This window comes from Kocuria sp. cx-455, assembly GCF_057707085.1.
This window is the reverse complement of sequence record NZ_JBYIPM010000006.1, coordinates 22906-44926: the sequence shown is the minus strand read 5'-3', so window position 1 is coordinate 44926 and position 22021 is coordinate 22906. Positions and strand designations below refer to the sequence as shown.

The following is a 22021-nucleotide window of genomic DNA, read 5'->3' as shown; positions in this document are numbered from 1 at the left end:
GTCCAGCCACCGAAAACGCGGGTCCGCACCTCACTCGGAGGTACGGACCCGCGTGCGTTGGCCTATGCGCATGGAAGTCAGCCGGTTCTCACCCGCTCACTTGTCCACATCATTCCATGGGTCGTTGGTCATGGCATCGTCGTAGGCGGAGTTCCACTGCTCGCGCCAGTAGCGCATGTCCGCGCTGTCCTGGGAACCGACGGGCTCACCGGCCACGAACAGACACGGTCGATCGCCGGGCGCTGATGCGCAAGCCTCCTGGGAGCTCCACGCCGTGACGAACCCGGACCGGTCACGAGCGGAGTTCGACGGTGCCGCACCGGGCGTGCTCGATGCCTCGGCACTCGGGGAAGCGCTCGGCGACCCACCCGCGGTGGCGGAGGGGCTCACCGAGGACGACGGGGCGGCGTCGTAGTCACCGAAGCTTGAATCGAACGACCCGTTGTACCGGTTCCGCTCCGGGGTGACCGTCTCGGGCGAGCGTGGGTCGGCGAAACTCTGCTGCGAGGTGGCGGGGTACCAGTAGTCGGCGGTGGGCAGCTTGAGTTCGTAGATCCCGTTCTCGGCGGTCACGGACGTCTGCTTGGGCGCAGTGCCGCTCACGCGGACGGACGTGAGGCCGTGACGGGTGTGGGCGTCCAGACGGTCGCTGACCTCCACACCGTCCAGCAGCACCTGACCGTTGACGGTGCGGGCCGCAAGTTCTTTGGCCTTCACGGAGCGACCGCTCAGGGAGCCGTACTCGGAACTGAGGTCGACCCGGTCGAATGCGCCGGAAATGTCCACGATCCCGTGGGTTGCCGTGAGGTCCAGGGACGCGAGGGAATCGTCCTCGGGAACGGTGATCCGAATGTTGTTGATGCCGCCGTTCCACCGTGAGGACTGTTCGGGGGCGGCAACGCGAATCACGCCGTCCGCTTCCCGCGGGCTGCGTTGATCGTCCAATCCCCAGCCGATTTCCTGCCACTCGACCTCCACGTGTTCGGCGGTGGGACTGGTCACGACGTGAACGTTGGCGCTCTGGGCGTCCACCTCGATACGTGATGCATCCGAGGAGGCCGTCCAGGTGTCCGAGCGTTCCTGGGTCATTACCGCAGCGGCCGCGGCTCCCGCGCCGCCCACCAGCAAGGACAGAGCGCACAGGCCGCCAATGATGCCGGTCGCGGTGTTCCAGCCGCGCCGCTGGCCCCGGCTGATGGGTGGATTGGCGGGGTGCGGCCCCGCGGCGGGTACGGACTGGCGCGCCTGGTCAGGTGAGGGTTCGGGCGATCCGTGGGGAGCGCCGTCGGACTGGGAAGGGGGAAAGTGTGTGCTCATGGTGGTGTCCTAAAGTGAGTGATCCGGGTAGCCCAGGTACTTGAGGACAGCCAGCACGCGGCGGTTGCCGGTCGCTGACGTCACCCCGAGCTTCATGAAGATCGAGCCGATGTGCTTCTCCACGGCCGATTCGGTCAGATACAGGTTGGTTGCGATGGACGCGTTGGACAGCCCCTGCGCCATCAGTCCCAGCACTTCGCGCTCGCGGGGTGAGAGCAGTTGCAGGTCCTCGCGTTGCCGGGAGCGCACCAGGATCTGAGTCAGCACCTCCGGGTCCAGCACGGTCCCGCCCTGGCCCACGGTCTGCACGGATTCCAGGAACTGGTCCACGTCCGCCACGCGATCCTTGAGCAAATAACCCAGGCCCTCGCGGCGGGAGGCGATCAGTTCGGAGGCGTAGCGCTCCTCCACGTACTGGGAGAGCACGAGCACGGCCACCTCGGGGTGGGCGGAGCGGATGAGCACCGCGGCGCGGATCCCCTCGTCCGTGAACGAGGGTGGCAGGCGCACGTCCACCAGCGCGAAGTCCGGGTGGTGTTCCTCCACCGCCTTCACGAGGCCCTCGGCGGTGTCGGTCTCGGCAATCACCTGGTGGCCGGCATCGGTGAGCAGGCGGACCAGGCCGGCCCGCAGCAGTACGGCGTCTTCGGCGATCACGATACGCACGGGGTCACGCTCCTTGATTGTCGACGACGCCGCTCGCACCCCGGTTGCCGTCAGGCAAGGTGGTCTCACGGCGGTTGGGTTCGCCCAGCGGTAGCTGCACGATCACTTCGGTGGGGCCGCCGGTGGGGGAGTTCAAGAAGAACCGACCCCCCGCGGACCGGATCCGATCCTCGATCCCGGACAGTCCGCCACCGGGGACCACGCGTGCGCCGCCGCGACCGTAGTCGCGAATTCCGGCCACCACGGTGGAGGTTCCGGGAATGTCACCGTCCTGGATGGACACGGCCACGTCAGCCGTGCGAGCACCGGAATGCTTGACGGCGTTGGTCAATGACTCGGACACCGCGAAGTACACGGCGGCCTCGGTCTCCGGCTTCAGCCGCGGAACGGTCACGTTCACCGTGACGGGGAACGAGGCCTGAGCGGCCACGGCCGAGATGGCGGCGTCGAGCCCGCGGTCCTCCAGAACGGCGGGGTGGAAACCACGGGCCAGGCGGCGCAACTCGGTGATGGCGGCCTTGGTGGTGCCGTGGGCCTCGGTGATCAGTTCCTTGGCCGCAGCGGGGTCCGTATCGATGCGTGATTTGGCCATCGACAGGTTCATGGCCACCGAGACCAACTGGGGCTGAACGCCGTCGTGCAGGTCGCGTTCAATGCGGGAGCGTTCGGTGTGAGCGCCCCGGACCGCGGACTCGCGGGCCTCGGTCGCGTACTCGACCTGACGGCGGGACTCGTCCGCTTCACGTCGAAGAGCGGCCGCCTCGCTCAGCCGCAGCAGCGTGGCGGACAGGCCACGGTGAGCCAGGGTGAGCAGAACCAGCAGGACCAGACCGATGAGGGCGGTCAGGATGCTTGCCAGCACACCGGACCACTCGGGCCATCCGGGTACGGGCACAAGGAAACGCTGGGCAATGGAGTCCGCTGGGGCGAACAGCGGTGACAACGCGCCCACGATGCCGGCGCCGATGATCACCAACGAGATGGTGGAGAGCACACCCAGAATGCAGGTCAGGATCAGGTGCAGGAATCCCAGCCACATGGAACCGTCGGTCGCGTCCAGCCACAGTTGGTGGGGCACCCGCACCCAGTCTGTGCGCGGGGTGCGGCGCCGTTGCGGGTCACGCAGGTCCAGACCGAATGACGACGCCGATCGCCGCCGTTCCAGCCACACCGCAGCCCAGATCACGTACACGGTTCCGGCCAGGACCAGCAGCCCCAGGCCCACCGCGGGGATCATGGCGATACCGGTGACGATCAGCGTGCCGATCACCACGACCCAGAAGAAGTTCAGCAGCGCATCGATCACCAGATCGAGCGTTCCGAAGAACATGGTTTTGGGGGAGAAGGCACTCCACTCGGGGGAGGAGTTCTGAGTAGCTGTGGAGCCGCGCGAAGGTGGCATGCTCTGCGGGGGCTGCACTGTTCCGTGCGGTGGAAGTGGACGGGTGTGCTCTGTGTCGGCCGATATCGCTTCCGTGGATTCCCACGGGGGAGTCTGGCGCAGGTCTGGAGTGCTCATGTCCATAACGCTACGTTTCTGCCCCTGTTGTCCGCGCCAGAGCTAACCACCGAGTCGAGGTGGGGTTTTCCCCACCTGCGTGCCCGGGGGCCGTGCCCGCACCGCGACATGTCGCTGTCCCGGCGCGGCCAAAGTCAACTCCCAAATGTTTCCTGTTTACACTGATTTTCATGAGCGACGGCGTGCAGACCCACTCCGCCCCGACCCGGGCCGCGGGATCTGCGGTGCTCGCGGAGCGGGACCTTGCAGCGGACGCCGCCAGAGTGGGCTGTGTAATTGCCGTGGTGTTCAGTCACATCCTCATGGTGACCCTCACGGCAGACCCGGCCACCGGGGAACTTCGCTCCGTCATGGTTCCCACCGAACAGCCCTGGTACTGGTGGGCCACGTGGATCGCGCAGGTCATGCCGCTGTTCTTCGTGGTCGGCGGGGTGGCCACCGCGGGGGCGATCCGGCGGCGTCGGGCCAGGGGAGCGGCTCCGGCCGAATACGTTCGCGAACGCACCCTGCGACTCATGCAGCCCGCGGCCGTGCTGTGGCTGGTCCTTGCCGCCGGGGCGTGGATTGCGTTGGTGGCCGGTGTCGGAGAAGAACTGGTGACGTTCGCGCTCTCCGGTATGGGCATGCCCCTGTGGTTCCTGGCCGCCTACCTGATTTCGCAGGCGCTGGCCCCCGCCTTCTTGGATGTCCATGAGCGCATGGGCTGGGTGTGGTGCTGGTTCCTGCTGTCGTGCGTGGTGGCCGTGGACCTGCTGCGGATCGGCACGGATCAACAGTGGTGGGGGCTGTTGAACATGCTGTTCGTGTGGCCGCTGATTCAGCACTTGGGGTTCTTCCGAGCGGACGGCTGGTTCGCCGCACGCCGCACGATCACCCTGATTGCAATCGCCGTGCTCTGTTACGGATTGCTGGCCGTATGCGTGGTCTCAGGGCGGTACGCGCCGGACATGCTCACCAATTTGAACCCACCCACGGTGTGCATGGTTTTGCTGGGTCTGGCCCAGGCCTGTGTGCTGCAAGTGTGCACCCCGGCGCTCAACCGCCTCATGCGCTGGCGCGTGTCACAAGCGGTCGTGGTCGTGGTGGGAACGCGCGCCATGACCATTTATTTGTGGCACCTGCCCGTGATCATTCTGATCATGGCGGCGTGGTTCTTTGCGGGCGGTTACGACCCCGTTCCCGGCTCGGGGGCGTGGTGGTTGCTGCGGGTACCCCTGGCCGCGGTGTGCTGGGCCGCGGTGCTCGCTGTGGCCGCCGCACTGGTCAGGGCTGAGCGGGCCCCTGCGACGCCGTGGGGCGAGCTTCGGCTGACACCTCCGGCCGTGCTGATCGGGCTGATCTGCGCGGTGATTCCACCGTTGCTGGAAATCATCACGCTCCTGACCCCCATGCTGGTGTTGTGGGGTGCGGCCGGATCGGTGGTGTGCATCGGGATCATGAAGTGGGGCGCTGTTCCGGCGCCACGAGGTGTTCGTTGACGTAGCCCAGCAGGGTGGGCATCAACGCGGGATGGAGTTGGTGGCCCATGCCGGGGATCTCAATGAATGTGGCACCGGGGATGGCGTCCGCGGTGGCCGGGCCCCCGTCAGGGCGCACGATCTTGTCCTTGTCGCCGTGGATCACCAGGGTGGGGGCGGTGATGTTCGCGAGCACCTCGGCCCGGTTCCCGGAGGCGCGGATGGCACCGATCTGGCGCCGCATGGCCGCGGATTCCCCGTGAGGGTCGAGGCTGCGGTCCCAATGGGCGGCGGCCAGCTGTGCCTCGTAGGCCTCGTCGATCGGGTAGCCCGGTCCGGCCAAGTGGCGTCCGATGATCACGCGAGCTCGGATGTACACGGACCGGTTGGGGGCTCCCGGAAGCATCAGCATGGCCGCCGTGGACGTTGCGGTGGTCCCCACCTCGGGGTCACCGGTGGTTGAACACAAGGAGACGAGACGGTGGACCAGCTCCGGGTGGTGAGCGGCCAGCGATTGGGCGATCATCCCGCCCAATGAAAAGCCGATGACGTCCGCGCGCGCAATACCAAGGGCCCGCATGGTGTCCGCAACGTCCTCGCTCATGTCCTCCACGGTGTATTGACCCTCGGGAAGATCACCGCTCAGCAATTGCCGCGCCGACGGTGCCTTGGACGTGGCGCGGAACGAGCGGCCCTCGTCCCGGTTGTCGATGCGCACCACGCGAAATCCCTTCCCGACCAGGGACTTCAGGAATGAAATGGGCCATGCGGTGAGGTCGAACGCCAAGCCGGTGATCAAGATGACCACCGGCCCGTCCTCGGGGCCGTGAATGCGAACGCACATGGTGCGGCCGTCGCCGAGGTCCACGATGTGCTCCACTCCCGTGTCTCCCGGCCCCGCGAGCAGGGCCGGGAGTTCCTCGAGAACGGGGGCGGCGGCGTCGTCGAAGCGCAAGAACTCGTCGACCACGGGCCGCGACCTGAGCTCGCGGCGATCCGCCAGGTAGCTCATGGACATCAGCCACGGACTGCGGGTGCCCTGTCGCGGGAGGTCGTCGAGGGCGCGCTGGACGTACCCGGCGTCGAAGTCGAGCAGGGGCTTGGTGGGGAGATCCTCCGGCGCGACCGGCCGCACGGAGGTCGCACCGACCCCGTCCATGTGCGCGAGGAGGCGAGAAAACCAGTCCACGAGCAAACCGATCTTGAGCGTCCAGGACGCGTTGATGTACCCGATGGCGAATGCGAAGTTGGGCATGTCACTGAGCATGACGCCGCGGTAGGCGATCTTTTCGGTGAGGTCCACGGGCACGCCGTCGACACTGAACCGGGCCCCGCCGAACAACAGCACATTGAACCCGGTGGCCGTGATCAGGACGTCCGCGGGGATGTCCCGGCCGTTGTCCATGTGCACACCAGACTCGGTGACTTCGTCGATGGTCCCCGTGACCACGTGACCGCGCTCGGAGCTCAGGGCACGGTAGAAATCCCCGCCGGGAGCCACGCACACGCGTTGATCCCACGGTTTGTAGGGCGGATTGAAGTGCTCTCTGACGGACACGTCGTCGGGCAGTTGCGTCTTGTTGACGGCCGCGATGGCGCCCCTGACCAGGTGCGGCGCGATCTTGCTCGTCTTCCAGAGCAACCGCTGCTGTCGCGTGGCGACCGCTCGGGCCACGTGCGCGGTCCGTTGCTCACCTAGCCGCGGCTCCAGCACTTTGGCCAGCCGATTCTGCGTGGGAACGGGAATGATGTAGCTGGGCGTGCGTTGCACCATGGTCACGTCCGCGCCCCGGTCCACGAGCGCCGGCAGGAGGGAGACGGCGGTGGCGCCGCTGCCGATGACCACCACGTTCTTGCCAGCGACCGCCAGGTCCCGGGGCCACAATTGCGGGTGCACCACCGTGCCCGCGAAGTCCCGCAGGCCCCTGATGTCCGGCTCGTTCGGTGTGTCGTAGCGGTAATAGCCGGTGGCGTTGAAGAGCCAGGATGCCGTCAGCTCCAGGTACTCGCCCGTTCCGGAGGGTTCGCTTGTCGCCGACGCCGCCGCGCGGCCTTGCGAGGGGGGCCTCTGGATGCGGTGTCCGAGGTCGGGGCTTTCATCCTCAGGTGCGGCGGTACGTTCCACGGTGACACGCCAGTGACCGTGCCGGGAGGACCAATCCGCGGCAACCATGCGCTGGTTGAATCGAATCAGATCGTTCACGCCGTACTCATCGGCGGTTTCACGAATGTACTGCAGGATGGCCGAGCCCTCGGCCATGGCCTGCGGTCCGCTCCACGGCCGGAACCCGTAGCCATAGGTGTACAGGTCCGAATCTGCGCGCACACCGGGGTAGCGGAACAGGTCCCAGGTGCCTCCCGTGGCGCCGCGGGACTCCAGAATGCCGATGGTCTTGTGCGGATGTTCCTGACTCAACATGCAGGCCGCGCCGATACCACTCAGGCCGGCGCCGATGATGAGAATGTCGAAGTGCTCAGCGGCCTGGGTCATGGCTCATGGATAGCAGGAGTGTCTGCGGTTTTCATGATCGCTCCAGGTGCTCCCACACGTTGTGATCCTGCCAGCCAACGGTCACCGCCCGGAGGTGTTTTGCGCCGTTGACCTGTTGTGCGGCCTTCTCGGTGGCGAATACACCCAGTGGTTTCGGGTTCCGCTCCACCGACGCAGGGGAATGTCGGCTGCGATTGCCGTCGAAAACAATGAACAGCCGATCGCCGTTGCCCACCGCGGTCGCGTCGGGAATGGTGAAGCGCTGCCACGTCACCCGATAGGTGGGCCGGACGGACAGTTGTTGCTTCTCAATGGCGCGGGCATTGAACTCGGTACGAGTGACTGCCACGAGTGGTGCATCCGAGGACTCGGGGTGGCGTTGGAAGACCAGGAATGCCTCTGGTTGGCCCCCACGGACGTTGCGGATTTTCTTCACGAGGGATGCGAACGGTCGGTTCATGCATTAACCATAAAAGCCAGGGGGGTACGATGGGCAGGACCGCGTGTGATTTACATCACAAAAAAAGCACGCATGTAGCTCATCGGAAGGAAGATCCGTTATGGCCGACAATCGAGCGGTTGCTTACGAAGGTCCAGGCAAGGTCCAAGTCATCGACACCCCCTACCCGGAGTTCGAACTCAAGGACGGCCCCGGTGTGAACCCGGCCAATGTGGGACGCAAGGTTCCCCACGGTGTCATTCTGAAAACCATTGCCACCAACATCTGCGGTTCCGATCAGCACATGGTGCGCGGCCGAACCACGGCTCCCCAGGATCTGGTCCTGGGACATGAAATCACCGGAGAAGTCGTGGAGGTGGGGCCCGGTGTCGAGTTCATCAAGGTCGGTGACATTTGCTCGGTCCCGTTCAACATTTCCTGCGGTCGGTGCCGCAACTGTAAGGAACGTAAAACGGGCATTTGTCTGAATGTGAACCCGGACCGTCCGGGTTCCGCCTACGGTTACGTCGACATGGGCGGCTGGGTCGGAGGACAAGCGCAGTACGTCCTGGTGCCCTACGCGGACTGGAACCTGTTGAAGTTCCCCGATCGGGACCAGGCCCTGGAGAAAATCATGGACCTGACCATGCTCTCGGACATTCTGCCCACAGGGTTCCACGGTGCCGTGACCTCCGGGGTCACGGTTGGTTCGACCGTGTACATCGCCGGTGCGGGGCCCGTGGGGCTTGCCGCGGCGGCGTCGGCGTTGCTGCTCGGTGCGGCCGTGGTCATCGTGGCCGATATGAACGAGGATCGGCTGGCGCAGGCCCGCAGCTTCGGGTGCGAGACGGTCAACCTCACGGAGGGTGATCCGCAGGATCAGATCGAGCAGATTCTGGGCGTGCCCGAGGTGGATTGCGGCATTGACGCGGTTGGTTTCGAGGCGCGCGGTCACGGCAAGGACGCCGAAGAAGCGCCCGCCACCGTGCTCAACTCGCTCATGGAGCTCACCCGCGCGGGCGGCGAACTCGGTATCCCGGGGCTGTACGTCACCGGCGATCCGGGCGGCGTTGACGAGGCCGCGCAGAAGGGCTCCTTGTCCCTGTCGCTGGGTACCGGATGGGCGAAGTCCCTGGCCTTCACCACCGGTCAGTGCCCGGTCATGAAGTACAACCGCCAGCTGATGATGGCCATCCTGCACGACCGCATCCATATCGCCAAGGCGGTCAACGCCACGGCCATCCCTCTGGAGGACGCTCCCAAGGGTTACGACCGTTTCGACCACGGCGCGGCCACCAAGTTCGTCCTGGATCCCAACGGGTATCTGGGGGCAGCCGCGGCGTAGGTGCTCGCCGGCGCGTCGCAAACTCACCGCGTCATCCGATCGACGGTACGACCCTTGCACCCGCGGGCTCGTCATCTGATCGACGTTTCGACCTTAATGACTGAGTTCCAGGGCGTTATCGTCGATCAGATGACGTTCTGCGGCGACGGGTGGTCGAACCGTCGATCGGGCTACGGGTGGGCCCGGGGTCAGATTCGCAGGTGTACCAGGCTCGGGCCGGAGATGCTCAGGGCCTGCTCCACGGTGGAGCCCAGACTGGCCATGGTCGCGGACAGCCCGGTAGCGCCGAAGGCTTCCGCGAGCTGCACCCAGTCCGGTTGTTTGAGGTCCACGGCCAGCGGGTCGATGTCACGGTCCACCATGCCCTGCCGGATCTCGCCGTACCCACCGTTGTCCACGCAGATGATCGGCAGGTCCAGCTCGAGTTCCACCGCCGTCATCAGTTCCTGGATGCTGAACATCAGGGCGCCGTCGCCCAGCAGACACACCACGGGACGATCTGGAGCGGCCAACTTGGCACCGATCGCGGCGGGTAGTCCGTAGCCCAGCGTTGCGTACGTGCCCATGTACAGCAGCGAGTGCGGGGTGGGTGCGCGGAAGAACGTGGTGGAGCCCATGTAGGTCACCTGGGACGAGTCACCGGCCAGGATCGTGTTGTCCGGGACCACCTCCATGATGGTCTCGTTGAGCGCGGCCAGGTCAGGTGCCCACTGGCGCCCCTCGTTGTCCATGGCGTCGAACACCTCGCGCAGGTCCGGCGCCACGCGATTGCTGACGGCGCTCCCGCCTTCCGCGCGCAGCGCCGCCAGCAGCTGCGGCACCACCGCGGCGGAGTTACCCGGGACCTCGATGTCCGGCGTGAGGTTGCACAGCATTTGGTCGCGCATGATGTCCACGCGAATGATCGGCCCCTGAGGGGTGATGTCGCCGCCCCACAGCTCCGCCTCGCCCACCTTGGAACCGATGACCAAGAGGGCATCGGCGGTGCGCAGGAATGCATGCGCGGTGCTCAGTCGGAGGTCCGCGCCCAGGGACAACCGGTGCTTTTCCGGGATCGCGCCCTTACCGTTGGTCGTGGTGATCACGGGAGCTTCGAGCAGCTCTGCCAGCTCCAACAGCTGGGGGCCCGCGGCCAACGAGCCGCCGCCGGCCAGTATGACCGGTCGGGACGCTGCGGCGAGCGCGGTAGCCGCCGCGGCGACGTCGGCCTCGGGAGCCGGGGACGGTTCGCCCAGGGGGCGCGGGGCGGTGGCTGAGACGGGGACGTCCGCGGGACCCTCCAGGATGTCCAAGGGAATCTCGATGTGGATGGGACGAGGGCGGGAGTGGGCGAAGTCGCGCATGGCGTCGTGGATCATGGTCACGGCCTCGGCCCCGGAGGTCACGCGGCGGGACTGACCCACGATGGCGTTCACGGCCGCCGAAGGGTTCTTGGTCTCGTGCAGAGACCCGATGTCCCGGAAATCCTGCCCCACCGGGCGCCCCGGGGACAGCAGGATCATGGGTCGCGATTCCGCGTAGGCGGTGGCCGCCCCGGAGAGCGAATTCAGCAGCCCGGGCCCGGAGGTCGTGATGACCACACCCGGCAGCCCGCGCACCTGCGACCAGCCGTCCGCGCCGTAGGATGCGCCCTGCTCGTGCCGCGTGGTGATCGCCCGGATCCCCAGCTCGCGCAGCGGCCGGTAGAACTCAAGAGAGTGCGTGCCCGGAATGCCGAATACCGTGTCGATCCCGTAGCCACGCAGCGTCTCTAGGGCCGCGCGGGCCACGGTGCGTTGGGGGTACGACGTCGCGTGGTTATCTGGGGTGTCGCTCACGACTTGGCCTCCTTGATCCGGCGGGACCATTCGGTGGAAATGTCGGACGAAGTGCGTTTGGTCAGCAGTGACACCACCACATACACGAGCAGCGAGGTCAGGAGACCCAGGTAAATGGGGGCGTTGGCGAGCACCCCGAACACCGCCATCGACACCAGTGTGACCAATGAGCCCACCACCATGGATGCAGCTGCACCCGTTGCTGTTCCGCGCTTCCACACCAGCCCGCCCAGAATGGCGACCAACAGCCCGCCGACCAGCACGTTGTACGCAATGGTCAGGGCCACCACGGTGGAGGGAACCAGCATGGAGATGAACGTGACCGCCAGTCCCACGACCACAACGTAGACGCGGTCCTTCACGACGGAGGCATCCTCGGAACGGGCGCGAGCGACGTCGTCGTGGGAAGCTCCGAACAGGCCCTTGAGAGTGGGGATCACGTCAACGCGGGCCACCGTGGAGGCCGCGATCATGGCGCCGGAGGCCGTGGACATCATGGCCGCAACACCGGCCGCGAGCACCACGCCGCCCAGGCCTGCGGGAACGTGCGTTTGAGCCATGGCCGCAAAGGCCTCTTCCGGCAGGGAAAGGGTGGGGAGTACGGCTGCCGCGGCGGTGCCGATGAGCGCACCGGCCACGCCGTACAGGGCCACGTAGACGGCGGCACCCACCCCGGCCCACCGTGCGACCTGCGGCGAACGTGCCGTGAAGACACGCTGCCAGATGTCCTGGCCGATCAGCATGCCGAAGCCGTAGACCACGAACTGCGTGATGATCGCCTGGAAGCCCATGGAGCCCCAATGGAAGTAGGTGGGGTCCAGGCGTTCGGTGAGCCCATTGATGCCGCCGGCGGCGGAGATCGAGAACGGCAACAGGATCAGGAACATGCCGATGGTCATGAACACGAACTGCATCAAGTCGGTGAGCGTGATGGACCACATGCCGCCCAGCACGGAATACGCGATCACCACGGCACCGCCCAGCAGGATGGCCCACGGGCGGGAAATGGGGAACAGCACGGAGAAAATCGATGCGTAGGCCGCCGTGGAGGTCACCGAGATCATCAATGTGTATGCCAGCATCACGAACGAGGACGCGCTGGCACCGCCGCGGGCGCCGTAGCGCAACTGCAGCATCTGCGAGACCGTGAAGACCTTGAGTGACTGGATGCGCCCGGCGAAGAAGAGGCTCAGTGCGGCCAAGCCGGTGGCGATGGCGACCACGAGCCACATGCCGGAGATGCCGTACTGGTAGCCCAACCCCACGCCGCCCACGGTGGACGCACCGCCCAGGACCACCGCGGCCATGGTGGAAGTGTAGAGACCCGGGCCCAGGCGGCGGCCGGCCACGCGGTAGTCCGTGGCCGTCTTGGCCCGGCGTGCCGCCCATAGGCCGATGACCACCATGGCCACCAGGTACAGCACAATGACAAGCACATTCATGAAGGGGTTCTCCTTGCGATCTGGCGGGGCCGCTGTTGTGCGCGGGGTTGATCTCGCAAAACGGGTTGAGGGCATAGGGTTTATGCACTAGGTCACAAAAAATATCACTGCTGGATCCCCGAGCCGACCCCATCCTGGTCGCTCTCGGGGCGTGTGGTGTCCCGAGTGATCCTCGGGAAGAAGGGAGATCCCATGGAACCGGAACGCATTGTGGAAACCACGGCTGACGGGCACGAACGCGTGGGGCCGGTCAACGCCGCCCTCACCCCCCGGTGGGTGGGACCCGCCACATTTGCCCGCTTGCCGCGCACGGATCAGGTCGACCACACGGACATCGCCGTGGTGGGGATCCCCTTCGACTCCGGAGTCTCCTACCGCTCCGGCGCTCGCTTTGGACCCAATCACGTGCGGGAATCCTCGCGGCTGCTACGCCCCTACAACCCGGCTCAGAACCATTCGCCGTTCGCCCACCTGCAGGTTGCGGACGCCGGTGATCTGGTGGGTAACCCGTTCGACATCAAGGACGCGATTTCGGCCATTGAGACCGGCGCGCTCGAAGTGATGGGTTCGGGCACCAAGATCGTGGCCATAGGCGGCGACCACACCATTGCGCTGCCGCTGATGCGTGCCGCTCATTCCCGGCACGGCAAGATCGCGCTGCTGCACTTCGACGCCCACCTGGACACGTGGGACACCTATTTCGGCGCGGAGTTCACGCACGGCACGCCGTTCCGCCGCGCGTTCGAAGAGGGCATCATCGACACGGACGCCGTGATGCACGTGGGTACCCGCGGACCGCTCTACGGGACCAAGGATCTGGAGGACGATTCGTCCTTCGGTTTCCAGATCGTCTCCTCCGCGGACATCATGCGCTCCGGCGTGGATGAGGTGGTTCGGACCCTGCGTGAGCGCGTGGGGGACCGCCCGCTCTACATCTCCCTGGACATCGACGTCCTGGATCCCGCCCATGCGCCCGGCACCGGCACTCCCGAGGCCGGCGGCATGACCAGCCGTGAGGTTCTGGAGATCCTGCGCGGCCTGCGCGGCCTGGATGTGATCGCGAGCGATGTCGTGGAGGTCGCCCCCGCCTACGATCACGCGGAGATCACCGGTATCGCCGCGGCTCACGTGGTTTACGAGCTGATCACGCTTATCAGCCTGGGCCCCGACGCCGCCCCCGACGGCCCGGCGTACGGCATCTCTGGCGCGCGTTACGGAGAGGGGAAATGACGGCGGAGTTCGCGGCACGCGCGGCAGAGTTCCGTCCTTCACCGGTGCGTGCGGTCTTCGAAACCGCGATGGACCCGTCCGTGGTCTCGCTCGCCGGTGGCAATCCGGACCTGTCCGTGTTGCCCGGCGGGGACATCGGCGCCCTGGCGTCCTCCCTGTTGACCGAACGGGCCGGGGAGATTCTGCAGTACGGTTCCGGGGCGGGGACGACGCCGCTGCGAGACCTGGTCGTGCACCTCATGTCCCGGGGTGGTTCGAATATCACCTCCGCGGACGTGCTTCCCACGACGGGCTCGCAGGCCGGTCTGGACCTGGTGACCAAGCTGTTCTGCAATCCCGGGGACGTTGTCCTCGCAGAGGGACCCACCTACGTGGGTGCTCTGGGTGTCTTTGGCGCGTACGAGGTGGATGTTCGTCACGTGGAAGTGGACGAGCACGGACTGGATCCCCATCACGTCGCCACCGCGTTGGACGAGCTGGCTGCCGAGGGTAAACGGGTTCCGTTCGTGTACGTGATCCCGAGCTACCAGAATCCCACGGGCGTGAGCATGCCGACCGAGCGGCGCAGTGAATTGGTGCGGATCTGCGCGGAACGTGACGTGCTGATAGTTGAGGATGACCCCTACGCCCTGCTGTCCTTCGACCGCTCCGACCCGTTGCCGGCAATGCACGGCATGGACCCGGAACACGTGATTTACCTGGGTAGTTTCTCCAAGATCTTCGCCCCGGGGTTGCGCGTGGGGTGGCTCGTGGCACCGCCGGAGGTGCGCGGGCGGCTGCAGATCGCGGCCGAATCCGTGGTGATCCACCCGTCCAACTTGGCGCAGTCGCTGGTGACCGCGTGGGTGGGCTCCGAGCAGTGGGGACCGACATTGGACCAGGCGGTGGGGCTCTACCGGGAGCGGTGGGAAGCCATGAACGCGGCCTTGATGGAGTTCATGCCCGAGCGCGCGTCGTGGACGGAACCAACCGGTGGTTTCCTCACGTGGGTCACGGTGCCCGGACTAGCCGAGAACCATGATCTGCTGCGGGACGTGATCGAACAGGGCGTTGTCCTGGTACCCGGGTCCGCGTGCTATTCGGACGGTCGGCCCTCCGATGCCGTGCGATTGGCGTTCTCCGGTGTATCGCCGGTGCGGATCCGGGAGGGCGTGAGGCGGTTCGCGCAGATTCTGTGAGCCGGACCGGCACGTCCACCGAGATTCATCGGTCCGGTCGAGGGACACCTTGCTATTTTCCACAGCATAAGTTAGCTTAGCTAATTATGGATAAGACTCCCGATGCTGAGAGCCGGTCCCTGGGTCCTGCGCCCATTGAAAGCGCCGAGAAGCTTCGAACGGCACTGCGTCACGGGGTGTTCTTCCTCCGGCGCTTGGACAACACGCGGGAACTCACCAGTCAGCAGATCAGCCTGATGTCCATGTTGACAGACGGCGGGGTGCGCATGACAACTATTGCAGCCAACCTCGGAGTCCGTACCCCCACCGCAACCCAGAGCGTGGACCGCCTCATGAAGGCCGGCCTGGTAGAACGACAGTCGGACCCCGCCGACGCTCGTGCGGTTCTCGTGAAGCTCACGCGCCGAGGCCACGAGGTGATCGCGGCCGAAGATCGCCACCGCAACGAGGTGGTTGGCAAAGTTCTGGCGCGGTTGGATGACGACGAACTGGCCGTGCTCGACGCCGCCATGCCCATCCTCGAGAAACTCGCCAGTCCGCTCGGCGGCATGACGGGAGAGCACCAGCCCCGCCCAGGGGCTCGCGGGAATTAATCACCCGCCGACGTGGTGGTGCAGTGCCTATGATCCTGGCGCGGCACTGAGTGTTCCATTCACTCGAGCGGGTACCGGGACGTACAGCACCTCGCCGTCGGTGCTCTTCATGCTGGCCAGGCGTTGTGGGTTGAACCTCATGTTCGTGAAATCCCGGATGTCGTGGACATCGTGACCGCCAGGTGCCGTGCTGAGCAGTGATCTCGCCGTGCGTTCGAGCGAGAGGTCGGCCCTGCCTGCTCGCTGCTGCACGAGTAACGCCACAGCGGCCGCGGCCATGCCGTAACCCGTTGCATGGTCCAAGGCCTGAACGGGGAGTGCGCCCGGGCGCCACCCACGAACGGGATCGACCATGCGGTATAGATGAGCTATGCCCGTGGCCGCTTGGACAATGCTGTCGAAGCCGCGTTGGCCGGTTCGGGCTCCTTGGGGTTCCCACGCGCTGAGATTCACATGGATCAGGTGCGGGCAGGCGTCCCGCAACACCTCCTCCGTCAATCCCACATGGTCCAATGCCTGAGGGCGGTATCCCGTCAGCAGCACGTCTGCCGAGCGCAGCAGTGTCAGTAATTCTTCAAGACCCTGGGTGTTTTTCAGGTCGGACTCGATACAGCGCACCCCGAGATCGGTATCCAAGTGTGAATCGCGCAGTTCCGGGAGCTGGGGCGGGTCGATGCGATGCACATCGGCTCCGAGCGCGGCAAGGAATTTGGCGGCGGTCGGTCCCGCGATGACCCGTGTCAGGGAGATCACGCGCACGCCCTGCAGCGGATGGTCATCCGAGGTAATGCGGCTGAGCCGTCGGGTTGGATAGTCCCGCGGGGTCAGGGAGATCCACGGTCCCGTTTCAGGCGCACGGTGCGCAACCCACTCCGGCACGGTGGCGACTGCGGCCGCGATCCCACCGGCCCCGACAATTCTCAATTCCGCCTCCTCGCTCGCCAGGTCGTGCAGCGCGGGCGCCACGAGATCATCGCGGGAGACTTCCAACGCCAACCGGAGTCTCTCGGCATGGTGTGGATAGTTCGCGTGCGTCCTGACCCACCCGTCGGCGGTCGGAAAGAAGCCGGAGTTGGGCGCAAAGGTCTTGACGGCGCTGCCCGCCACCCGCAGGTGGGATATGGAGCCAAAGGACGCGGCGACGTCGTCGAAGGTCGCCGTCACGTGAAGGTTCTGTCCGCGAACTGTCGTCGCGAATGTTTCCACCGCAGCCAGGGCCAAACCCACCGAGGAGCGAGCGAGCGCTTCAACGTCCAGCGGGCCCTGCCACCAACCGCCGGGGCCGGTAACCGCGCGGGATGCCCGCGTGGCTAGTTCTGGTTCGAGGGTGTCGAGAGCGGTGAGGATGCCTTGCATGGCTGCTCTTTTCGCTGTCCGGGGTCCAGGAAATGCTGGGTGAACAGCGTAAACCCATTCGGCGGGCGAAGGTGGGCCCGGAGCGGCAATTCACCGCATTCGTTGCGGCACAACGGGCATTAAGTTAGGCTACCTAAGTATAATCCGAAGCACGAAGCCTCATTCTTCGCCGCCAGTTGGCCAGGACACCACGCATGAGGCGACGTTCTTCCGCCATTGACCCCGAGCGCGCTATTACCCGCAGAACGGAAACGGAATGACCCCCGCAACTGATCAGCTACCCGTAGTCTCCCGCGAGCACGGCCACGGACATGTGGCGGAAGCCGTGGGAGGGGATCTCCAGCACGAGAAGTCTGCTCTGCTCCGTCAGCCGCTGGCGGTGTGGGCCGTGGCCGTTTCCTCCGTGTTCGCGTTCATGGGGATCGGCCTGGTGGACCCCATTCTTCCGGCGATCGCGCAGAACCTGCAGGCCTCTCCCGCGCAGGTGTCGTTGCTGTTCACCAGTTACTTTGTGATCACCGGCGTGGCCATGTTGATCACCGGCGTCGTGTCATCGCGGATCGGGGGTAAGAAGACGCTGCTGATCGGGTTGGCCCTGATCATCGTGTTCGCTGCACTCTCCGGGCTGTCCCCCACGGTGGGTGCACTGGTCGGTTTCCGTGCCGGATGGGGTCTGGGCAACGCGTTGTTCGTCGCCACGGCTTTGGCCGTGATCGTGGGCGTCGCCTCCGGCGGGTCGTCGGTGGCCATTGTGCTGTACGAGGCCGCCCTGGGTCTGGGTCTGTCCTTCGGCCCGCTGGTGGGGGCACTGCTGGGTGGTTGGTACTGGCGGATGCCGTTCTTCGGCACGGCCATCCTGATGGTGATCGCCTTCGCGGCCATTGCCGTGTTGCTACCCGAGTCCACGGTGCCCGAGCAGAAAACGCGGTTCCGTGATCCGTTGCTCGCCCTCACACACAAAGGTCTGGGACTCACCTCAGCCTCGGGTCTGCTGTACTACTTCGGCTTCTTCACCGTGCTGTCCTATGTGCCGTTCACTCTGCACATGGGCGAATACGGTATCGGCGCGGTGTTCTTCGGGTGGGGCGTGATGGTCGCACTGTTCTCTGCGGTGTTCGCCCCCATGATTCAGCGCCGCATCGGTTCACTGAGGTTACTGGGCGGCACTCTGCTCGTCTTCGCCCTGGATCTCATTGCCCTGGGCGTGAGCGCCAGCTTCCACAACATCGGGTTGATCGTGCTCTTCACGATCCTCGCCGGTGCTCTGATCGGCACCAACAACATGCTCTACACCGAGTTGGCCATGGAGGTTTCGGACTCTCCGCGTCCTGTGGCCTCGGCCGGTTACAACTTTGTTCGTTGGATCGGCGGTGCCCTGGCCCCGTTCACCGCGGCAAGTGTGGGCGCAGCCTTCGGGCCGGAATGGGCCTTCTACCTCGCGGCCGCTGTGATCGTTCTGGCCCTGGTGGTCGTGGTCCTGGGGCGCAACTTCTTCGAATCGCATGAGCCCGAGTTGGTCGAGTAGGACTCACACGTCACCACGACGCCGCTGGGCCCGGTTCCGTTCGTGCGGAACCGGGCCCAGCGGCGTCGTGGGCTCTTGCAGCCGGTCGATGCGAAGGCGAGATCAAATGGTCTCGGTGACATCCTCGACGTCAAAGCGCGGGTTGCGCGCGTACTCGGGTTCGACCGGGGTGCCCAGGTTGACCACCACGATGGAATGCTTGCCGGTGCCCTCGAAGAACTCGGCATCCACGCCGGCCGGGTCGAATCCGGTCATGGGGCCGGCGGCCAGGCCTGCGGTACGGGCGGCAATGATGAAGTAACCCACCTGGATGTGCGAGTTGGCCTTGCCGCTAGTGATGCGCATGTCCTGGTTCTCGTCGTACATACCCTTCATGTGCGGGGCAGCCGGGAGGAACTCGGGGAAGTGCTCGTGCCAGTTCTCGTCATAGGAGAGGATGGCGGTCAGCGGTGCGTTGCGGGTTTTCTCCTGGTTGCCGCGACTCATGTGTTGGACCAGGCGCTCGCGGGCCTCGGGGGACTCCACCCAGGTGATGCGCATGGGCTGGGAGTTGAACGCGGTGGGGCCCATTTTGGTGAGTTCGTAAATGGTGCGTTTCTGCTCATCGGTCACGGGGGCATCCGTGAAGTGACTTGCGGTGCGGGCGTCGTAGAACAGGCGGTCCACGGCGTCCCGGTCGATGGCTACGGTCAGGTCAGCGATTGCGGTCTCGGTCATTATGCGTCCTCTCGTGTTCTCCCGGTTCGCGCACCCACGCCGACGACGCGCGGGCACTTTCCGGGAAATTGTTTCATCGGAAAGTATAACGGTGCGGGTGACCGAGATAGTCCCGATGTAAGGAAGGTAACGTCGCGCGCAGCCCGGGATTCGGGGTGGTTGGATGCAGGCACTAGTTTGGTCGGGTGACTTCCGTGTTCATCCCCGGCATGCTGACCGGGTTGGCCCTCATCGTGGCGATCGGTGCCCAAAATGCATTTGTTCTGCGGCAGGGCATTCGACGTCAGCACGTCTGGGCCGTGGTGCTCTTGTGCATTGCTTCGGATGTGTTCCTGATTTCCGCGGGCACCGTGGGAATCGGGTTCCTGATCGAACGCGTGCCGTGGTTGCTCGAGATCTTCCGCTGGGGTGGCGTGATCTACCTGGTGGGCTTCGCCATCCAGTCGTTCCGCTCGGCCATGAAACCGCAGGGGTTGCAGGCTGCGGGGGAGGGCAGCGGCTCCCGGGCATCCGTGGTGCTCACGACCCTTGCCCTGACCTGGCTGAACCCCCACGTCTACTTGGACACCGTGATCATGCTGGGCAACCTGGCCAACCAGCAGGGCGAGCAGCGCTGGGTCTTCGCCATCGGCGCCATGCTGGGCTCCGTCATCTGGTTCATTGCGCTCGGCACCGGAGCCAAGGCGCTGTCACGGGTCTTGAATACGCCGCTGACCTGGCGCATCGTGGACGTTTTCGTGGGAGTGGTCATGTTGGTCATTGCGCTCATGCTGGCGCTGAACCCGGCGGTCTGAAGATTCCACCTTTGACCCGTCCCTACAGACTTCTCTTGAGATGCCGTACAAAGCTCAAGAAGGCTGGTACTCGGGCCCGCTTCGCGCCGAGACAACACCCGTATTGCCCCGTCGTAGTCGCTCCACTGCCGCCACCGCCAGCATGTTCGTCCACAGGCTCAACAGGAAGGGCCACGTGTAAAGCGGGACCGGGGTGAGGCTCAGCACCGGTTGGAGGAGCATGGTCAGCACCACACCCCCGATGGCACCGCCGGCCCGCATCCACAGCGGCTTGCCCTGCCACACCACGGCACCCAGGGCGATCGAGACTAGAACTGCCGAATAACCCAGCATCCCGGAGGAGACCTGGATCACGCTTTCGTGAACCAGGAAGGCCCCCGCGAGGGCGGTGAGGCTACCGACAAGCCCGAAGACGCCGATACGCATCCCGCCCACGAACAGCGCGATCACGATCAGCAGACCCGGCAGTATTCCGTCGGAGAGGACCACCTCGGAGAAGTTGTTGAACAGACCCAGCATGATGCCCTCAAAGAGGTCTTCCCGGGAGGTAGGGGTCCCGGGCTGGACCAAGGGCCACAGGAGATCGAACAGCAGCCCGGCCACGATGCAGAACGGGGCCGTGGAAACCGGCAGGTGGGCCCATCCCAAGGCCCTGGAGGCGAAGAGCGTGCGCACGATCTCGTGCACCGGGATGCAGGCCAATGCACCGACGACGGTCATGAGTACCGCCGGACCGGGGGCACCCAGGGCGGCCGCGGCGGCGGCACCCACCAGTGCGCCGTTATATCCCATCGTCCCCTCCCGGACGGCCTGCCGAGAATTCAGTGCCCAACCGCCAAGGGATTGAAGCGCGCTGCCCAGGAACACCACGGCGGCAATCCAGGGATGTATCAAGCCCATTGCGATCAGCAGCAATGCGCCGCTCCACGGGTTATTGAGGAAAAAGACTTGCGCGATCCCACGCAACACAATGCCGAAACCCTCGAACGTTTTGGTGAGAAGCCCCACTTATGCTCTGACCTCGATCTTTGTGTCATCCGCGTTCTTTCCCGGCTTTGCCCGGAGGCTCAGCCAGAATGCGAGCCAGACCAGCGCGAAGACGGCAACCAGGAGCAACCCGGCGTCGCCCAGGTCCACCTCGGCCAGCGCGGAGGTCACCGGGTCCTGCAGCCCCAGGAGTTCATTGAAGAAGCCGCCCAGAGTGATCACGGCAATGAACAGCGCGGAGACTGAGGAGATCACGGTGACTGTTGTGTTGAAACGCAACCTTTGTCCGGCCCCGGTCAGGGCAGAGGAGTACAGCTTCATCATGCCCAGCCCGTTCAGGGTGTCGCACAGGGTCATGGCGGCCGTGAAGGCTACGGGCAGGCCCAACAGGGCCAGGGGCGGGACGCCCGCCAGAGAAGCCGTGACGGTCAGGACCAGCAAACCGATTGTTGTCGCGGTGTCGAATCCCAGTCCGAACAGGAAACCGATGATGAAGATGTCCCGGGGGCGGCGCACCCGTTCCAACGGCTTTTTCAACAACCTCGAGATCAGACCCCAGTTGCCGTCCTCCCCGTGATGATGTCCCCCCGAAACTCTTTCACCGCGGGAGAGCCTGCGCATCAGACGCACCGAAGCGCTGGAGTTATACAGGCCTAGGAGCAACAGATATCCCCCGGACACCCCCGCGCCGATCAGGCCGAGTACGTGATTGGCGATGCTTCCTTCCTCGAAGGCGCCGTGTACGAACTGCGCGCCCGCGACCACCATGGTTCCCGCCAGAGTCACTACGAGCGAGTGCCCCAGGCTGAACGCGAACCCCACGCTGGCCGGGTTCATCCCGTCCGCCACGAATTTACGGGTGGAATTGTCGATCGCGGAGATGTGGTCCCAGTCATAGCTGTGTTTCATGCCGGCCACATAAGCGGTCAGCACGATCCCCAACGCCAGCGGTTGGCTGCCGGGTGTCAAAGCAGTCGCGAGCAAGCCCGCGGCCAGCAGGTGGATGGCGGCGATGGCCGCCAACGTCAGCGTGACCCGTACGCGCAACGGCAGCCGGTCGCGTTCGGTCACGTATCGGCGGTAGATGAATGAGTGGGGTGCAGCGGTCACGATCTTCTTTCTGGGGACAATGCGGAGAAGTAGGAGTA

General features: G+C 65.4%; 18 protein-coding genes. 7 read left to right on the top strand and 11 right to left on the bottom strand.

The window, feature by feature from the left end:
- Positions 1-96: 96 nt before the first annotated feature.
- The 3 genes from AC3ENJ_RS09940 to AC3ENJ_RS09930 are packed head-to-tail and all read right to left on the bottom strand — an operon-like array spanning position 97 to position 3502.
- Entirely contained in the window at positions 97-1317 is a 1221-nt protein-coding gene (locus tag AC3ENJ_RS09940) for a DUF4097 family beta strand repeat-containing protein (RefSeq protein WP_431813913.1), read from the bottom strand.
- 9 nt (positions 1318-1326) lie between these two features.
- Positions 1327-1983, bottom strand: coding sequence for a response regulator transcription factor (locus AC3ENJ_RS09935; protein WP_431813912.1), 657 nt, complete (start codon positions 1981-1983; stop codon positions 1327-1329).
- A 4-nt stretch (positions 1984-1987) separates the two neighbouring features.
- A complete protein-coding gene (locus AC3ENJ_RS09930) occupies positions 1988-3502 on the bottom strand; it encodes a sensor histidine kinase (RefSeq protein ID WP_431813911.1) in 1515 nt (504 codons plus the stop codon).
- A 170-nt stretch (positions 3503-3672) separates the two neighbouring features.
- Here AC3ENJ_RS09930 and AC3ENJ_RS09925 point away from each other — a divergent pair, with 170 nt between their 5' ends.
- Positions 3673-4980 (top strand): acyltransferase family protein, encoded by a 1308-nt coding sequence (locus tag AC3ENJ_RS09925; protein WP_431813910.1) that lies wholly within the window; start codon positions 3673-3675, stop codon positions 4978-4980.
- Here the strand turns inward: AC3ENJ_RS09925 and AC3ENJ_RS09920 are convergent.
- Positions 4937-7450, bottom strand: a complete 2514-nt coding sequence (locus tag AC3ENJ_RS09920; RefSeq protein WP_431813909.1) for an alpha/beta fold hydrolase — start codon at positions 7448-7450, stop codon at positions 4937-4939. The genes AC3ENJ_RS09925 and AC3ENJ_RS09920 overlap by 44 nt on opposite strands.
- Before the next feature lie 31 nt (positions 7451-7481).
- The gene (locus tag AC3ENJ_RS09915; protein ID WP_431813908.1) at positions 7482-7910 is read right to left on the bottom strand and encodes a hypothetical protein; all 429 of its coding nucleotides are present in this window, start codon (positions 7908-7910) and stop codon (positions 7482-7484) included.
- 100 nt (positions 7911-8010) lie between these two features.
- Between AC3ENJ_RS09915 and fdhA the strand changes: the two genes are divergently transcribed.
- Positions 8011-9234 (top strand): formaldehyde dehydrogenase, glutathione-independent, encoded by a 1224-nt coding sequence (gene fdhA, locus AC3ENJ_RS09910; RefSeq protein ID WP_431813907.1) that lies wholly within the window; start codon positions 8011-8013, stop codon positions 9232-9234.
- Between the two features lie 188 nt (positions 9235-9422).
- Here the strand turns inward: fdhA and AC3ENJ_RS09905 are convergent, their stop codons facing one another.
- Both AC3ENJ_RS09905 and AC3ENJ_RS09900 read right to left on the bottom strand, forming a co-directional pair.
- Positions 9423-11051: a thiamine pyrophosphate-binding protein gene (locus tag AC3ENJ_RS09905; protein WP_431813906.1), complete on the bottom strand. Its 1629-nt coding sequence runs from the start codon at positions 11049-11051 to the stop codon at positions 9423-9425.
- Entirely contained in the window at positions 11048-12493 is a 1446-nt protein-coding gene (locus AC3ENJ_RS09900) for a sodium:solute symporter family protein (protein WP_431813905.1), read from the bottom strand. Before AC3ENJ_RS09900 ends, AC3ENJ_RS09905 begins: the two co-directional genes overlap by 4 nt.
- A gap of 192 nt (positions 12494-12685) precedes the next feature.
- Between AC3ENJ_RS09900 and speB the strand changes: the two genes are divergently transcribed.
- The 3 genes from speB (at position 12686) to AC3ENJ_RS09885 (ending at position 15494) form a co-directional block, all read left to right on the top strand.
- Positions 12686-13723 (top strand): agmatinase, encoded by a 1038-nt coding sequence (gene speB, locus AC3ENJ_RS09895; RefSeq protein ID WP_431813904.1) that lies wholly within the window; start codon positions 12686-12688, stop codon positions 13721-13723.
- Positions 13720-14901, top strand: a complete 1182-nt coding sequence (locus tag AC3ENJ_RS09890; RefSeq protein WP_431813903.1) for an aminotransferase-like domain-containing protein — start codon at positions 13720-13722, stop codon at positions 14899-14901. Before speB ends, AC3ENJ_RS09890 begins: the two co-directional genes overlap by 4 nt.
- Before the next feature lie 86 nt (positions 14902-14987).
- Positions 14988-15494 carry a MarR family winged helix-turn-helix transcriptional regulator gene (locus AC3ENJ_RS09885; RefSeq protein WP_190807793.1) on the top strand — a complete coding sequence of 169 codons (507 nt, stop codon included), beginning with the start codon at positions 14988-14990 and terminating at the stop codon, positions 15492-15494.
- A gap of 27 nt (positions 15495-15521) precedes the next feature.
- Here AC3ENJ_RS09885 and AC3ENJ_RS09880 read toward each other — a convergent pair whose 3' ends face one another.
- The gene (locus AC3ENJ_RS09880; RefSeq protein ID WP_431813902.1) at positions 15522-16850 is read right to left on the bottom strand and encodes a CoA transferase; all 1329 of its coding nucleotides are present in this window, start codon (positions 16848-16850) and stop codon (positions 15522-15524) included.
- 256 nt (positions 16851-17106) lie between these two features.
- Between AC3ENJ_RS09880 and AC3ENJ_RS09875 the strand changes: the two genes are divergently transcribed.
- Positions 17107-18375 (top strand): MFS transporter, encoded by a 1269-nt coding sequence (locus AC3ENJ_RS09875; RefSeq protein ID WP_431813901.1) that lies wholly within the window; start codon positions 17107-17109, stop codon positions 18373-18375.
- Between the two features lie 102 nt (positions 18376-18477).
- Here the strand turns inward: AC3ENJ_RS09875 and AC3ENJ_RS09870 are convergent, their stop codons facing one another.
- A complete protein-coding gene (locus AC3ENJ_RS09870) occupies positions 18478-19092 on the bottom strand; it encodes a malonic semialdehyde reductase (protein ID WP_190782268.1) in 615 nt (204 codons plus the stop codon).
- A gap of 185 nt (positions 19093-19277) precedes the next feature.
- Between AC3ENJ_RS09870 and AC3ENJ_RS09865 the strand changes: the two genes are divergently transcribed.
- Positions 19278-19886, top strand: a complete 609-nt coding sequence (locus AC3ENJ_RS09865; protein WP_308495945.1) for a LysE/ArgO family amino acid transporter — start codon at positions 19278-19280, stop codon at positions 19884-19886.
- A gap of 54 nt (positions 19887-19940) precedes the next feature.
- Here the strand turns inward: AC3ENJ_RS09865 and AC3ENJ_RS09860 are convergent, their stop codons facing one another.
- Together AC3ENJ_RS09860 and AC3ENJ_RS09855 are read right to left on the bottom strand one after the other, a co-directional pair.
- Entirely contained in the window at positions 19941-20894 is a 954-nt protein-coding gene (locus tag AC3ENJ_RS09860) for an urea transporter (RefSeq protein WP_308495944.1), read from the bottom strand.
- A complete protein-coding gene (locus AC3ENJ_RS09855) occupies positions 20895-21983 on the bottom strand; it encodes a HoxN/HupN/NixA family nickel/cobalt transporter (protein ID WP_308495943.1) in 1089 nt (362 codons plus the stop codon). It abuts the gene before it with no gap.
- Between the last annotated feature and the right edge of the window lie 38 nt (positions 21984-22021).

Bases quoted from the DNA above. Each gene is read 5' to 3' on its own strand.
- AC3ENJ_RS09940 (WP_431813913.1), bottom strand. From the start codon at position 1,317: ATGAGCACACACTTTCCCCCTTCCCAGTCCGACGGCGCTCCCCACGGA.
- AC3ENJ_RS09930 (WP_431813911.1), bottom strand. From the start codon at position 3,502: ATGAGCACTCCAGACCTGCGCCAGACTCCCCCGTGGGAATCCACGGAA.
- AC3ENJ_RS09925 (WP_431813910.1), top strand. From the start codon at position 3,673: ATGAGCGACGGCGTGCAGACCCACTCCGCCCCGACCCGGGCCGCGGGA.
- AC3ENJ_RS09920 (WP_431813909.1), bottom strand. From the start codon at position 7,450: ATGACCCAGGCCGCTGAGCACTTCGACATTCTCATCATCGGCGCCGGC.
- AC3ENJ_RS09915 (WP_431813908.1), bottom strand. From the start codon at position 7,910: ATGAACCGACCGTTCGCATCCCTCGTGAAGAAAATCCGCAACGTCCGT.
- fdhA (WP_431813907.1), top strand. From the start codon at position 8,011: ATGGCCGACAATCGAGCGGTTGCTTACGAAGGTCCAGGCAAGGTCCAA.
- AC3ENJ_RS09900 (WP_431813905.1), bottom strand. From the start codon at position 12,493: ATGAATGTGCTTGTCATTGTGCTGTACCTGGTGGCCATGGTGGTCATC.
- speB (WP_431813904.1), top strand. From the start codon at position 12,686: ATGGAACCGGAACGCATTGTGGAAACCACGGCTGACGGGCACGAACGC.
- AC3ENJ_RS09890 (WP_431813903.1), top strand. From the start codon at position 13,720: ATGACGGCGGAGTTCGCGGCACGCGCGGCAGAGTTCCGTCCTTCACCG.
- AC3ENJ_RS09885 (WP_190807793.1), top strand. From the start codon at position 14,988: ATGGATAAGACTCCCGATGCTGAGAGCCGGTCCCTGGGTCCTGCGCCC.
- AC3ENJ_RS09880 (WP_431813902.1), bottom strand. From the start codon at position 16,850: ATGCAAGGCATCCTCACCGCTCTCGACACCCTCGAACCAGAACTAGCC.
- AC3ENJ_RS09875 (WP_431813901.1), top strand. From the start codon at position 17,107: ATGACCCCCGCAACTGATCAGCTACCCGTAGTCTCCCGCGAGCACGGC.
- AC3ENJ_RS09870 (WP_190782268.1), bottom strand. From the start codon at position 19,092: ATGACCGAGACCGCAATCGCTGACCTGACCGTAGCCATCGACCGGGAC.